The 14378-nt window shown below is 27.6% G+C and carries 14 protein-coding genes; 2 read left to right on the forward strand and 12 right to left on the reverse strand.

Translation table 11 applies throughout. From position 1 onward, the window contains the following. Positions 1 to 73: 73 nt before the first annotated feature. Positions 74 to 1732 carry a helicase-related protein gene (locus tag D9T19_RS10245; RefSeq protein WP_121628140.1) on the reverse strand — a complete coding sequence of 553 codons (1659 nt, stop codon included), beginning with the start codon at positions 1730 to 1732 and terminating at the stop codon, positions 74 to 76. A gap of 55 nt (positions 1733 to 1787) precedes the next feature. On the opposite strand from D9T19_RS10245, the gene trmA reads away from it, so the two are divergent. Next, positions 1788 to 2921 (forward strand): tRNA (uridine(54)-C5)-methyltransferase TrmA, encoded by a 1134-nt coding sequence (gene trmA / locus D9T19_RS10250; protein WP_121628141.1) that lies wholly within the window; start codon positions 1788 to 1790, stop codon positions 2919 to 2921. 179 nt (positions 2922 to 3100) lie between these two features. Beyond that, the gene (locus tag D9T19_RS10255; protein WP_121628142.1) at positions 3101 to 4018 is read left to right on the forward strand and encodes a flagellin N-terminal helical domain-containing protein; all 918 of its coding nucleotides are present in this window, start codon (positions 3101 to 3103) and stop codon (positions 4016 to 4018) included. 63 nt (positions 4019 to 4081) lie between these two features. Here D9T19_RS10255 and D9T19_RS10260 read toward each other — a convergent pair whose 3' ends face one another. The 11 genes from D9T19_RS10260 to pseF form a co-directional block, all read right to left on the reverse strand. Then, positions 4082 to 6118 (reverse strand): motility associated factor glycosyltransferase family protein, encoded by a 2037-nt coding sequence (locus tag D9T19_RS10260; RefSeq protein WP_121628143.1) that lies wholly within the window; start codon positions 6116 to 6118, stop codon positions 4082 to 4084. A 136-nt stretch (positions 6119 to 6254) separates the two neighbouring features. Beyond that, positions 6255 to 7313, reverse strand: a complete 1059-nt coding sequence (locus D9T19_RS10265; protein ID WP_121628144.1) for a putative sugar O-methyltransferase — start codon at positions 7311 to 7313, stop codon at positions 6255 to 6257. Positions 7314 to 7446: 133 nt separating this feature from the next. After that, positions 7447 to 8466, reverse strand: coding sequence for a pseudaminic acid synthase (pseI, locus tag D9T19_RS10270; RefSeq protein ID WP_121628145.1), 1020 nt, complete (start codon positions 8464 to 8466; stop codon positions 7447 to 7449). A gap of 21 nt (positions 8467 to 8487) precedes the next feature. Further along, positions 8488 to 9210 carry an SDR family NAD(P)-dependent oxidoreductase gene (locus tag D9T19_RS10275; RefSeq protein WP_121628146.1) on the reverse strand — a complete coding sequence of 241 codons (723 nt, stop codon included), beginning with the start codon at positions 9208 to 9210 and terminating at the stop codon, positions 8488 to 8490. Between the two features lie 2 nt (positions 9211 to 9212). After that, on the reverse strand, positions 9213 to 10541 hold the full coding sequence (locus tag D9T19_RS10280; protein WP_121628147.1) for an AMP-binding protein: 1329 nt from the start codon (positions 10539 to 10541) through the stop codon (positions 9213 to 9215). Positions 10542 to 10545: 4 nt separating this feature from the next. After that, entirely contained in the window at positions 10546 to 10797 is a 252-nt protein-coding gene (locus tag D9T19_RS10285; protein WP_121628148.1) for a phosphopantetheine-binding protein, read from the reverse strand. 9 nt (positions 10798 to 10806) lie between these two features. Further along, the gene (gene pseH, locus D9T19_RS10290) at positions 10807 to 11364 is read right to left on the reverse strand and encodes a UDP-4-amino-4,6-dideoxy-N-acetyl-beta-L-altrosamine N-acetyltransferase (RefSeq protein ID WP_121628149.1); all 558 of its coding nucleotides are present in this window, start codon (positions 11362 to 11364) and stop codon (positions 10807 to 10809) included. Then, positions 11361 to 12041: a PIG-L deacetylase family protein gene (locus D9T19_RS10295; RefSeq protein ID WP_121628217.1), complete on the reverse strand. Its 681-nt coding sequence runs from the start codon at positions 12039 to 12041 to the stop codon at positions 11361 to 11363. The genes pseH and D9T19_RS10295 overlap by 4 nt, the downstream gene beginning before the upstream one ends. Beyond that, positions 12034 to 12729 (reverse strand): formyl transferase, encoded by a 696-nt coding sequence (locus D9T19_RS10300; RefSeq protein ID WP_121628150.1) that lies wholly within the window; start codon positions 12727 to 12729, stop codon positions 12034 to 12036. Before D9T19_RS10300 ends, D9T19_RS10295 begins: the two co-directional genes overlap by 8 nt. After that, positions 12717 to 13664 carry a UDP-2,4-diacetamido-2,4,6-trideoxy-beta-L-altropyranose hydrolase gene (pseG, locus tag D9T19_RS10305; RefSeq protein WP_121628151.1) on the reverse strand — a complete coding sequence of 316 codons (948 nt, stop codon included), beginning with the start codon at positions 13662 to 13664 and terminating at the stop codon, positions 12717 to 12719. The genes D9T19_RS10300 and pseG overlap by 13 nt, the downstream gene beginning before the upstream one ends. Further along, positions 13664 to 14377: a pseudaminic acid cytidylyltransferase gene (pseF, locus tag D9T19_RS10310; RefSeq protein ID WP_121628152.1), complete on the reverse strand. Its 714-nt coding sequence runs from the start codon at positions 14375 to 14377 to the stop codon at positions 13664 to 13666. Before pseF ends, pseG begins: the two co-directional genes overlap by 1 nt. Between the last annotated feature and the right edge of the window lies 1 nt (position 14378).

Genomic DNA, 14378 nt, shown 5'->3' on the forward strand with positions numbered 1-14378 from the left:
TTCCCTTTATTATAATTTTTTATTTTATATTATTTCATTTTAACAAATCTTTTATTAAAATATTTTACATCTTTTAATCTCGTTTCCTTCTTCGTGGCTTAAATTCACTTCTTGCACGTCTTGGTCTTAAATCCTTTGAGAACTCTTTTTCATTATCTTTATTCTTATCATTATTTCTTCTTGGACGTTCGCTATCTCTTCTTTGATGGTCTTTATGATCTTTGTTATCTCTTCTTTTAAAATCACCACGTCTTGGAGTATCTATTTGAATAATTTTACCTTTTAATGAATTTTCAATAAAAGAATTAAAAGTATTTCTTAATCCATAAGCTTTATCAAAATCAGGGAAAATTTCTGGAAGTTTATAAGACAACCAAAGATATAAAGATATCTTTTTTACTTCATCTTCAACTAAAAGTAAATCTTTTTGAGTAATTGCTTTTTTTGGAAGTGTGATTGAAGGTTTATATCTACAAACTTTTTGTTTTACAACAGCTGCTATATATGCTTCATAAGCTTGAAGAATAATAGGTGATTTTGTTGTAACAGGAGCTTGCGCTAAAAGATATTTATCTTCAAGTTTTAGATTAAATCTTGTATCTACTATTTTTGAAGCAGTTATCATTGATGAAATATTTGCAGCGACAAAAGGTCCGCTAAAATGCATATTATCAGCAAAGTATTTTAGTACTTTTGTTAATGAATTTGTTTTAATATGAGAAGCTAAAGATTCAAGTTGTGAAGCATTTATCTTAACTCTAAATGGTGGTTTTATAGTTTTTATGGGTTGCGTATATTCTTCACTAATATGTTTTAAAATATCTCTTCTTGTGGCACCTAAGTAACCAGCTTCAAAATGTCCATATCTCCCTGCACGACCTGCAATTTGAACTATTTCATTTACATTTATTTTTCTTCTAGAAATACCATCGAACTTTGTATCTGTTGTAAAAAGTATTGTTTGAATAGGAAGATTTAAACCCATTGCAATTGCATCTGTTGCTATTAGGATTTGACTTTGTTTTTCTCTAAATTTTCTAGCTTCATCTCGTCGTACTTCTGGTGAAAGGTTTCCATATATTACAGAAACTGTATAGTTCTTTTTTAATTTGTGTCTTAGTTTTAAAACATCAGCTCGTGAAAAAGCTATAAGTGCAGTCCCATCACTAAGATTATCTAAAGATGTATATTTTTCTAAAACTTTTAATTCAGTTTTTCTTTTATGTCTTACAACTTCAAGTTCTTCCTCCAAATAAGCTGCAATCTTTTTAATAGCTTCAAGTGCATTTACACTTCCTGTCATTATCACTTTTTTAGCAGGACAGCCAATAATTGCATTAACCCATGCCCAACCTCTATCAATATCTGCTAGCATTTGAACTTCATCAATAACACATACATCAACATCTAAATCATAATCAATCATTTCAATTGTTGAACATACATGTGCTGCATCATCATTTAACATTTGTTCTTCACCTGTTATTAGTGAAGCATCAATATTTTCTTTTTTTAAATCTTCATAACCTTCTAGGGCTAAAAGCCGTAAGGGAGCTAGATAAAGTCCTGAGTTTGCAACTTTTAATTTTTGCATTGCATTATATGTTTTACCTGAATTTGTAGGTCCTACATAAAACTCTAGCTTTCTGTTTAAACTTCTAGCTAATGGATATAATTCTTTTAAATCACAGTTTAATAAGCTGTGTAGTTGTTCTTGCCAATTTTCTTTCATGTGTGTATTATAATCAATTGAATATAATATCGTATTAAATAATAGAGGATAGTTGATGAATTGCGAATATTTTGGCAAATGTGGCTCATGTACAATACATGATCTTGGTTATGATGGACAGTTAGATTTTAAAATACAAAGAGAAAAGGAACGGTTCTCAAACTTTAGTGATTTTTCAAATATCAATCTTGATATTGTAAAAAGTGATGAACAAAATTTCAGAAATAGAGCTGAATTTAAAATATGGAAAAACTTTGATGAAGAAGATAGAGCAACCCTATCTTATGCAATGACAAGTGTAGATAAAAATGTATTAGAAATCAATTCCTGTCAAATAGTAAGTTCACAAATACAAGAACTAATGCCAAAACTATTAGAAGAAATACAAAAAAATAAAACACTTAGCTTTAAACTATTTGCAATTGAGTTTTTAAACTCTAGTACAAAAGATATGCTAGTAACTCTTATCTATCATAAAAAACTAGAAGTTGATTGGAATATTTTAGCACTAGAATTATCAAAAAAATTCAATATCAAAATAATTGGTCGATCAAGAAAACAAAAAGTTGTTTTAGAAAATGATTACATAGATGAAAAACTGCTTATAAATAATACTTCTTATAACTTTAGATATATAGAAGGTGGATTTACACAACCAAATACAAAAGTAAATATAGGAATGATTCAATGGGTTTTAGATAATATCAAAAACTCAAACAAAGACCTTTGCGAGTTATACTGTGGTGGTGGAAATTTCACTATTCCATTATCAAGTAAATTTAGAAAAGTTTTAGCAACAGAAATATCAAAAACATCAATTAAATCAGCAAAAGTAAACTGCGAACTAAATAACAATACAAAAATAGACTTTATTAGAATGAGTGCAGAAGAGTTTGTGCAAGCTTTAGAAGAAAAAAGAGTATTTTCAAGACTTAAAGATATTAATCTAAAAGATTATAATTTTGATTCTATATTTGTAGATCCTCCAAGAGCAGGACTTGATGATACTACAAGAGCATTAGTAAAAGATTTTGATCAAATAATATATGTTTCATGTAATCCTGAAACTTTACATAGAGATCTAGAAGAATTAACAAAAACTCATAAAATAGAAAACTTTGCACTTTTTGATCAATTTGCTTATACTCATCATATTGAAACAGGTGTGATTTTAAGAAAGGTTAAATAAAAACAATATTATTTTAATCTAAATTTAAGAATTGGTGTGTCATAATTCTTTATATACAAATTAGGTATCGATTGATTCCGAAGAAGAAAAACTTATTTTTCTTCTATGCTTGGTAAAACAAGAAGGTTTTTTGAGGTGATTTTATATCACAATGTCGTCATAACAAAAAGGATTTAATTATGATTATTAATACTAACGTTTCATCTTTAACTGCTCAAGAAGCAGCAACTAATACTGGAAACAACATTACAAGTTCATTAGAAAAATTATCTACTGGTCTTAAAATCAATAAAGCTTCTGATGATGCTTCTGGTTTAGCTATTGCTGATAAACTTAGAACTCAAGCTACTTCAATTGATCAAGGTGTTGCAAACGGTAATTCTGCTGTAACTTTATTACAAATTGCTGATAAATCTATGGCTGAACAATCAAATATTCTTGATACTGTTAAAGCTAAATTAATTCAAGCTAATACTGATACTACTTCTGATGATGGTAGAGAATCTATTAGAAAAGATATTACTAAATTATTAGAACAATTAGATAATATTGCAGAACAAACTAATTATAATGGTACTGTTTTATTACAAGCTGGTTCAAGTGATACAGCATCTTCTGATGGATTAACATTCCAAGTAGGAGAAAAAGCTAGTGATGAAATCACAAATACTGCAATCAAAGCAAATACAAGTGGATTTGGTTTAACAACATTAGCTGACTTAGAAGCAAGAGTTATGACAGCTTCTGCAACTTATGGTGCATCAGGAACAACACTTACAGCTTCTGCAACATATTCGGGTACTGGTTTAACAAGAACTATGGCAAGTGATATGCAAACTAGTATTGATAATGCTATTACTACACTAAATGGATATAGAGGTGACATTGGGTCTACTCAAAACCAAGTTGAATCTGCGGTTAGAAACTTAATGACTCAATCTACTAATGTTACTGCTGCTGAATCTATTATTAGAGATGTTGATTATGCAGAAGAATCTGCTAACTTTAATAAACAAAACATTATTTCTCAAGCTGGTTCTTATGCAATTAGCCAAGCGAATACTGTTCAACAAAACGTTCTTAGATTACTTCAGTAATATAATTATAAAGAGAATGTCTATATAAAAAGGGGAAGTATTTCTACTTCCCCTTTTTTATATTTAATTTATAATTCTTTCTAAACATAATATATAATCATTTATTATATTTTCTATTTGTTTTACATATACTTCTTTTATTTTATTAAGTATTTTTTTCTCATTTCTAATTTCTTTATGATTAAAATAGTGAATTATTGGAGGGAGAATCATCCTATGATATTCTTGGATTACAATAAAAAGTTTTATCTTATTTTCTGCTAATAATTTTAATATCATAGAGGCGTCTTCAATAAAAGATTTACAATTGTTAAATTCCTTATTTTTTATTTCTGAGGTTATTTTTACTACATTTTCTTTAATATAGTTGATTTCTTTTTTTATTATATCCTTTGAATGACTAGGTAGTTTATTTGTCATATATTTCTCTAATTCTATTACTAAATTATTTTTTTTATTAATTTCTTTAAAAGTATTTATTTTTATATTCTCAATTTTTGTAGGAATTGTATTTTTAAAAAATGCACCATTTAATGATAAATTAAATATTTTTATTTCATCGTCATGGTTAGATGTCATAGAATCTAAAGATTTGATAGAATTATAAAATAAAGATGTAGTGAAAACGATATCTTTCATATTTCCTTTAACTTTTATTAAGCTTTCTCTTCCACTAAAAGTATCTCTATTTTGTTTTTTATTAAGATTCAGTTTTGTTATTATGGAGTTTGAACCCTTAGAGTGAGTTTCTCCAGTTTTTTGATTTAATGCTAAATCAAGACCTATAATATAAATCTCCTTTGCATTCATTTTTTGTAATATATTCAAAGTAAGCTCACCTATACTAAATCCAGAGAATGAGATATTATTCTCAATATATGGGTGAAAAACTTCATATAAGAAAAGATTTTTTTGATTGAATTTTTCCAATATTTTTTTGTTTGTTATCATTGAGGCTAATATAATAGTATTTTTATCCATTTTAGATACTGATTCATTATCAAATTGTTTATCATCAACAGTAACATATTGTTCATCTAATGTTGTTACCATATTAATTTTTATGTCATTTTGAAGAAGTTTTTTATATGAAGACCCAATAGTTACAATAAAAAATTTATTTTGGTTTTCTTTTATCCAGTTAATATTTTCATCCAATGATGGACCTGAAGCTATATAGAGAATAGGAATATTATCAAAAAAATCAAGATTGTTTTGAATTCTATCAAATTGTAATATTTTATACTTGTCTCCTAAATATTTTGTAGTTCTATTAATATGGGTATATAGTCGTCTATTGTAGTCATATTGTGTTGGTTTAGCTAGTAATAAATTAGCAAGTATTTTATCAATATATTCTTCTACATTTATATTTGTTGTTGAAAATTTCAACAAATAGTTTTCTAAATGACCTTCATCTAAAAAACTCTTTATTTTCTCTTCATCAAAATCCTTATCCATAATAGAAAAGACAACTCCTTTTTCGGCTAGAACACTATAGTCAAGAGTAAATAAAGAAAGTCTAAATATTTCAAGGTTCTTTTCCAGAACTAGGTAAAGATCCGCATCAACTTTTTTTGCGATTTTAGGTATATGTCTCCCAAGAAGGGTTCCTAAAAATATAAATTTTGATATCTTTTTTAATTCTTTCTTATTATCTAATAAAGAATCTTTTAGAATCTTTTCATATTCAAAGATATCATTTATTGTTAGATTCGATAATTCTTGCATATAATTATAATCAAATCTATTTTTTCTTTCAATTTTAGGTGGGTTCTTAATATTTGCATAGCTAGAAAGAATTGCAATTGAATTGTTTTCATTAAATTCAATTTTTTTTATTAATTCATCATTTATTTTCTTAGGATCTTTATTATATAAATATTTATTATTAGATATATCATATATATCAAAATCACCACTTTCTATAATAAATTCTAACCTATATTTCTCTTTATAAGTTCCCTCTCCTATCATTTTTGATAATTCATCTACTCTTTGATAAAGCTCATTATTGCATTCACTTAAAAATGCAAGATTAGCTAAAAATGTTGTTGTTAATGAATTCTGTAATTCTTTTTGAGCTTGTTCATATGACATAAATAATAACCTTATTTTTAATATTCTAATTACTATACTATTATATCTATCAAAACTAAAACCTAATGAATAGATTGATAATGATTACTTAGTATAACTCAATTTGTCTGACCTATGATTAAGATATCAATAACTTTTATGCCCGTTTGTAAAGTCTTAATTGCGAATGAAATCCATCTTCAGTGACAAAACCAAAAATTCCACTATCTACTTTTATTAGTTCATAATTTGGTAAAAAAATATTGTAATCATCACCTAAAATAGGTTCTTTTACTCCAGCCATATAATCTTTACTTTGAACTCTTTTCCCTTCTAAAATATTTCTTAAAAGGATATATTTAGGCTCTAATTTATCTATATATTTACAATAATTTTGAACTATATCTGGTTCCATTTCTTGAAAAGATATAAAGTTTACAAATAAATCAATTTTTCCTTTTAATTTTGGTACTTGCCATGAGCATATATTTAAAGCATCATATTGATTTCTTAGTTTTTCTATATCTAAATTTTCCAAATCTTTTGTATCTTGGTAATTTGCAATTTTTTCTTTTCCAAAAACTTCTTGTAAATAGTAAGAAGACACAAAGCCTACAGGGGGAATATCAGCATTTATATAAAATACATCATTTCTTTTATCTTTTAAAAGTATCTCTCCTAAAGTACCAAATCCACCACCTATTTCCATAATAGTTTTAATATCACTTGTATCCACAGTCTTTTTTAAAAAGCTTAACCCCAATAAATAGTTCAGAAATGATCTCGAAAAATTTCTACCTTTAAAAGTGACTTGTTCTATTGGATTACCAATATTACTTTCTGATACAGCATCTATATATGGTTTTTTATCTATATTAGAAGCTTGCAAGACACGATAATCATTAAAAGCACTCGTTTCACCTGTAAATAGCCTTTGTAATCGTGTTGTAAATCTTTTATCAGTAACATTTTTATCAAACTCATCTATAGTCACATCGAATTTAGCTCTATTTGCTAAATATTCCACAGCACTATATCCTGGTACAAAAAAAGATCTTGTGATCGTTAAATTTCTAAAATCTTTTATATCATTTTTTTCTAATTCATCGATAATCAAACTTGACCCATACTCCCAAAATGTTGTTGGTTTATAAAGTTCATTTTGTTTGTTCATATCTTCTAACATGAGATTTAAAAGTGGGTAATTTTTTTTCATTTGATTCCTTTAGAATAGTAATAATAATTATATTATACTTTTCTTAATATTAGTTTATTATAGATAATAATTGAAATGCTTGACATTATTATCTATAAAGCAGAAAGTGTAGATGAAATAGACTGTTTGAAGTCTAAAGTCTCTCGCCAAATTCAAAATCTTTTTTGGCTACTGTTCCCAAAATATCATCAAAATACTTAGGATGCATTCCATACCCAGGCCGTACGCTTCTTACATTTTCTTCTGTAAACACTTCACCTTTTTTTATATCTTTTGCAATATAAAGAGATCTAGAAAACTGCCTACTTTTTTTCTTTTTTTCATTCATAGAATAATCAACTTTACCTATAAGTTTCTCCACATCTCTTATAGCTTTTATCATCTGACTAAACTCTTCCTTATCCATAGAAAAGTCAGCATCAGGTCCACCTATAGATTTATCTAAGATAAAATGCTTTTCTATCACTTTTGCACCCAGTGTAACTGCAGCTATAGGTGCTGTGCTTCCTAAAGTATGATCTGAAAATCCACTGATCACTCCAAAAGTTTGAGCAAGATTTGGTATCGTTGCTAAGTTTGCTTCTTCAAGTGGAGCTGGATAGGAGCTAGTGCACTTTAAAAGAACGATATCATCATTTCCTACACTTCTACATATATCGACAGCATCTTGTATCTCATCTATAGTTGCTATTCCTGTAGAGATGATGATAGGCTCCATTTTAGATGCGGTGTATCGTATGAGCTCATAGTCCGTGATCTCAAATGAAGCTATCTTATAAGCAGATGGATTAAACTGCTCTAGAAAATCAACAGCTGTTTTATCAAAAGGGCTAGAAAATATATCTATATCGATACTTCTTGCATAAGCAAATAACTCTTTATGCCATTCCCAAGGTGTATATGCTTCTTTGTATAAATCATAAAGATATTTCCCATCCCAAAGTGTCCCTTGAGTAATTAAAAAATCATCTTTTTTACAATCAAGTGTAATCGTATCTGCTGTATATGTCTGTAGCTTGATACAGTCTGCACCCACTTCTTTAGCAGCTTTTATAGTATCTAGTGCATTTTGCAAACTACCATTATGATTTGCACTGAGTTCTGCGATGATATATGTTCCATCTTTTTCTAAATCAAATTTACCTATTTTCATTATTTTTCTCCAATGTACATTTTAAGCTGTACTTCCTGCATCAACTGTAATAGTTGTACCTGTGATATTTTGAGCATCATTAGAAAGTAAATATTTAACTGTTCCTGATACATCATTAACATTTGCAAGATGACCTAAAGCACTTCTTCTTTTAATGCTTTCCAGCTTATCACCTTGAAGACCTGATGTCATTGCTGTTTGCATATATCCAGGGGCTATTGTATTTACTGTTATTTTTGCTTTTCCTAGCTCTCTTGCTAAAGATTTTGTAAATCCTTGCATCGAAGCTTTAGTAGCTCCATATACTGATAGACCATTAAAACCTGTACTTCCTATAATTGAGCCTATATTTATCACTCTTCCTCTTAATTTCATAAGCATAGAACGACTTACATATTTTGTCAAAAGAATTGGAGCTTCTATGTTGACTCTGATTAGTTCTGATATTTGGGTTTCATGCATCGTTCCTAAAACTCCATCGTGACCTAAAGCTGCGTTATTTATCAGTCCATAAATATTTCCATGTTTTTTTGTGATAGATTTTACTAACATGTGAATATCTTTTGTATTATTAAAATCATATTCAATATAAAATAGTTTATCACTATATTTTTCTTCTAGTTCTTTAAATTCATCACTTTTAGTTCTTGCTATTCCTACTATTTTATAATCTTCATTTAAAAGTCTTTTACAAACAGCTAGTCCTAAACCTTTTGATGAACCAGTTACTACAATTAAATCCATATTTATTTCCTTTTTATTTTTCCACTTTGTGTTATTTCAATATCATTTACTATTTTTAACAGTACTGGTATTTTGAAATTTTCCAAATTTTTTCTACAATATTCTAAAATTTGTTTTTTGAGTACAGTCTTATCGATCTCTGAATCCTTTGGTATCACATCAGCACAAACTAGTGAACCCATCATTGGATTATTCTTGGCATACACATAAGTTGTTTGTACAAGGTTTGAGTTTAATAGTGTTGCTTCTATTTCTTCTGGTTGTACTTTATTTCCACCAACATTGATACTACCTGATTCTCTTCCTGAAAAATAAACACGGTTATTTTCTATCTTTACTAAATCCCCTGTATTGATAAATCCATCATCTGAATACATAGATTCTTTTGCAATATAGTTTTGTATTTTTGTACCTGGATTAATCCAAAGCAATGAATTATTATCTACTTTAAGCTTTATATCTCCAATTCCATTTTCTATATATTCAAGTGGAAAACCAGCTTTTTCATCTGTAACAGCGAACCCAACACCAACTTCTGTTGAAGCATAAATATGAGTCAGTTTAACATCTCTAAATTTATTTTTTAATGCTGTCAAAATACTTTGATCAGAGATTTCTCCACCAAGAGTTGCTCTTTTTAGACTTAGATTATCTGATTCTTTTGTCATAAGTACTTTTCTCCAAAAAGATGGAGTTGCTGAAATGATATTAGATTTATTTTGTACAAATAGTTCTATTGTTTCTTTCATAGAGTAATTTGATTCTGGAATAATGATACTAGAACCACCTGATAATGCTTGTAAAAATACTTGAATACCTGAAAATCTATAGATATCAAAAGTTAATCCCCAAATATATTTTGAACCTAGCTCAATATTCTTTTTTGAAGTTTTTGTAAGACTTTCAAAAGTATGTGATATTAGCTTAGGATTATTTGTAGTTCCTGATGTTGGGACTACCCATTGTGTTTCATAAATATTTTCTAAAATATTATTTTTATCTATCTCATTTAGTTTTAATATATTGTTTTCTAAAAAAACTTCATAGGTTGCTTTTGATTCTGTATAATATCTTTCTATTAAACTTGTTTCAATATCTTCTGGTAAAAAAACAATTCTTTTGACTTTTCCATCTAGAATTGACAGTAATTTAGAAAATTCATAACGATCTCTTGCATTTACAACTACACAACTATTTGATAATGTATCTATAATTTCTTTATTTGAAATGTATAAATCAAAAATATCTTTGTATGTAAAGCTATCATCCTTTGTAACAAAAGCTACTCTGGAGGATGGAATATCAGCAATATAATCTAAAATACTATTCATATTTTTACTTATTTGGATTCATTTGTTTATAGATAGCTACAAACTCTCCAAAAGTTGATGGATAGATTGGTTCATCCATCATTGTAAAGGGATCAAAATCTAGCTTTTCCTCTAATGTAGCCACTAAAATAGCAAAGCCTAATGAATCCAATCCACTTTCTAATAACACTACTTCATCAGTGAGCTTTGGTACTAAAAGTTTTGAATCAGTTAATTCTAATACTTCCATATATGTTTCTTTTATTTGTTCTTTCATTATTTTACCTTATATAAATTTATAATTGATCTTTTTTATTTTATTATTTAATAATTTCATCATAGAAGTATTGGAATATTTATTCCATTTCTCTTTTGAAATACTCATTAAATAGTATTGTTCGTGATCTTCTTTTGTTTCATCTATCACTTCAAATCCAAAACTCAGATCAAATTGATAAGCAGCATTATTCTTTTTATTAACTTCTAAATTTAAGATATTTAAGTGATAAAAATTAAAAACTTTATCTATCAAAAGATATGTCGAGATAGAAGAGATAAAAGGATTGGTTTTCTCTTTAAAATATAATCCCCAAGTTGATTTCTTTTTTTCAGAGTTAATAGCTGTGATATATATTGCACCAACAATCTCTTCATTGTAGAAAACTGAATAATAAATATTATGCTTATCCAAACGCAATTTTTCTATCCATTGTATATGATCTTCTATTCCAATGATTTCAGATGATTTCATGTTCAATCTAACATGGTCACTATTTCTTATATCTAAAATAGCAATTTGTTCTTCATAGTTTAATTCAGTAAAGTTTTTAAAAATCAAATTCATTTTATAACTCGCACACTTTTAAAGGCTTCAACATGTTTCTTTCCTACACGCATCCCTTGATATTTAGCATTGAGTTCAATACCCTCTAAACTTCGTGGATGTGGATACTGACATAGTTCTGAAGTATACTTTTCCATCGATTTTAGTTTTAACTCTATAGTATCACTGATGTCAAAAAATACATCAGGCGAAAAAGACAATGGATAGTTCCATTCTGTTGATGACAATACTTCAAAACTATATATCTCTTTTACACACTCTTCGCTCATAGGTCTCGTTGCTGTTACAACTGCTTTGTAAGTTATTTGATGGTCTATGTTTAAATCATGTTCATAATGTGTAAAGATGATATCTGGTTTCACTTCATCTTTTACTTTTGAAATAACTTTTATAATATCAAGTAAATCAACACTATCAAATCTATTGTCAGCAAAAGACTCCACAAAAACTTTTTTAATACCGATGGCATCATTTGCATTTTGTATCTCAGTATTTAATATTTCTATTTCATCTTTTTTATTCTCTATAATACGATGTTCATCTCTACTTGTTTTGCCTTCACCTAAAATAAGAGTGTATGCTTCATATCCTTCTTTTATAAGTCGTGCAACTGTTCCAAAACATCCTAAGACTTCATCATCTGGATGAGCTGCAACTATCAATATTTTTTTATTCATTTTCAATCATCTCAAATCTTCCTGTTAACTTTTTATCTTTTTGATGAACTTGGCTAAACTCTATTTTAATATTTTCTAGCTCCATATATGCTTTAGGATAACCTTCTGCATCTAGCATACGAATAAAATCATAGAGTTTACTTATACTTTTATTCTCTAATTTTAGGATATTACTATCTTCAGGTTTTCTTCTTTTAAATTGTGTAATTTTTCCACTTTGTTTTTGAGGTTTTAAGTCATTTTCTAAAAAAGAAGGTATCATCTTTTCAAATACTATTTTAGAAATTTTGATAAAATTCTCTTGGGCACTTCCTATACTGATATTACAATCTTCTTTGAGATAAATATCTCCAGTATCAAGACCATCTTCAACTTTAAGTGCGGATATTTTTGTATCGTACACTTCATTCATAATCAAGTTTTGGAAAGGACTTCCTCCTCTTCCATAGGGTAAATCTGTCATATGAAATACAACACAGTTAAAATTATCGTAAATCTTTTTGGGAATTACCCATGACCAATGTGGGAAAAAAATATATTTAGGCTCTAGAGTGTGAACTGTTTCTAAAGTTAATTCTTCCTTATTAGTAATTAAATGAAAATTAAATTCTTCTTTATATTGTTCTTTTATTTTAAAATAATTCTCAATATTCCATTCTTTTATTGTTGTGATGATTATATTTTGCATATTAGTATAATCTTTTTTTCTAATTTTTTTGTATTAAATTCTTTCAAAACCAAATACTTTTTCTTTCTCAAATACTCATACATATCTACTTGATTATCCGCTGTTTTAATAGCTATAAAAGGAAGTTTCATAAAATACACTTCATTTACAGTTACACTTGGTGTCACTATGGCAAAATTACTTTTATTCATAAGTTTTGCTATTTTATTTGAGTTTATATGTAACTTTATCCATGGTTTATTTTTACAGTATTTTTTGAGTTCTTTTAGATGTTCGTTTGCTATTGTTGTTACTAGATTTACTTCTAAGTTGGTAAACTTTTTTAGTACTTTTAATATTTTGATATTTATATTACTATGATCTGTTCCACCCATTGCGATAAAAATTGAGCACCCAAAGATATTTCCTGTTGTCAGTTTAGATTTTAGAGATGATAATTGTTTTTTATTTTTTAATCTCTTCTTTTCTTTTATAAACTCATCTCTTAAAAGTGTATATTTACTTCCACATCGAAGTTCACACTCTTTTGGAACTAAATCTTTATATTTCTTTTTATTCGCACTTATATTATGATTAAGTAAGATATCACAATAGTGCTTTTCATAAGTATCATCAAATGATAAAATTCTTAAATTTGAATGATTAATTTTTAATTTCTTTTCATATTTATAATCAATACCATAATGATCAATAACAATCATATCTATTTTAAAATCTTTGATTAGTTTATCAATTTCTTTGATATTATTACTTTTTAATATTGTTAGATCATAATTTGCTTCTAAGATTTTATGATTGATATTACCTTTTAGTTCTTGTGTAGCAAATATAATATGGTCACCTTTTTTTGCATACTTTTGAGCAAGAACTAAATCACGCATAATATGTCCTGTACCAATGTTTGAAGAGGAATCTGCACGAAAAAGAATATTCATCAAATTTCACCACTTTGTTTTAAAGCCTGATACATAAACTCAGCTCTTTTCCAATCTTCTAAAGTATCTATATCTTGAACTAAATACCTAGGTAAAATAACAGGAATACTTATATCGCTAAATACTATATTATTTTTTGATTCTTTTTGCCTTGTTCTATTTGTAAAATAAAATTGTCCAGCATCTTGATACGCTTCTTCTAAGTCTTGACTTCTGCTCATATAATGTTCTGGTGCAAACATTTCGCATCGTCCCTCATTATTAAGTTTAAAAGTTCTTTGAATTGGGAAAGGCATAGTTGTAGAACTAAAAGCATTTATAACATCACTTGATTTTAGATTATCATACCCTTGTATTAAATACTCTTTTTTTAGAAAAGGTGCTGTTGCATAAATAGTACAAATATATTCATAACTTTCCCCTTGTGATTCTAGATACTCAACAGTATGATTAACAACATCAACAGTACCTGTAAAATCATCACTAAGCTCAGGAGGTCTTAAAAAGGGAACTTCAGCTCCATACTGTTTAGATATTTTAGCAATTTCTTCATCATCAGTACTTACTACTACTTTTTCAAATAAATTTGATTTTAATGCAGTTTCAATACTATAAGCAATAAGTGGTTTTCCAAAAAACTCTTTTATATTTTTCTTTGGAATTCTTTTACTTCCACCTCTTGCTGGAATAATTGCTACTGTATTTTTTCTCATA

This window comes from Poseidonibacter antarcticus (assembly GCF_003667345.1).
Classification (GTDB): domain Bacteria; phylum Campylobacterota; class Campylobacteria; order Campylobacterales; family Arcobacteraceae; genus Poseidonibacter; species Poseidonibacter antarcticus.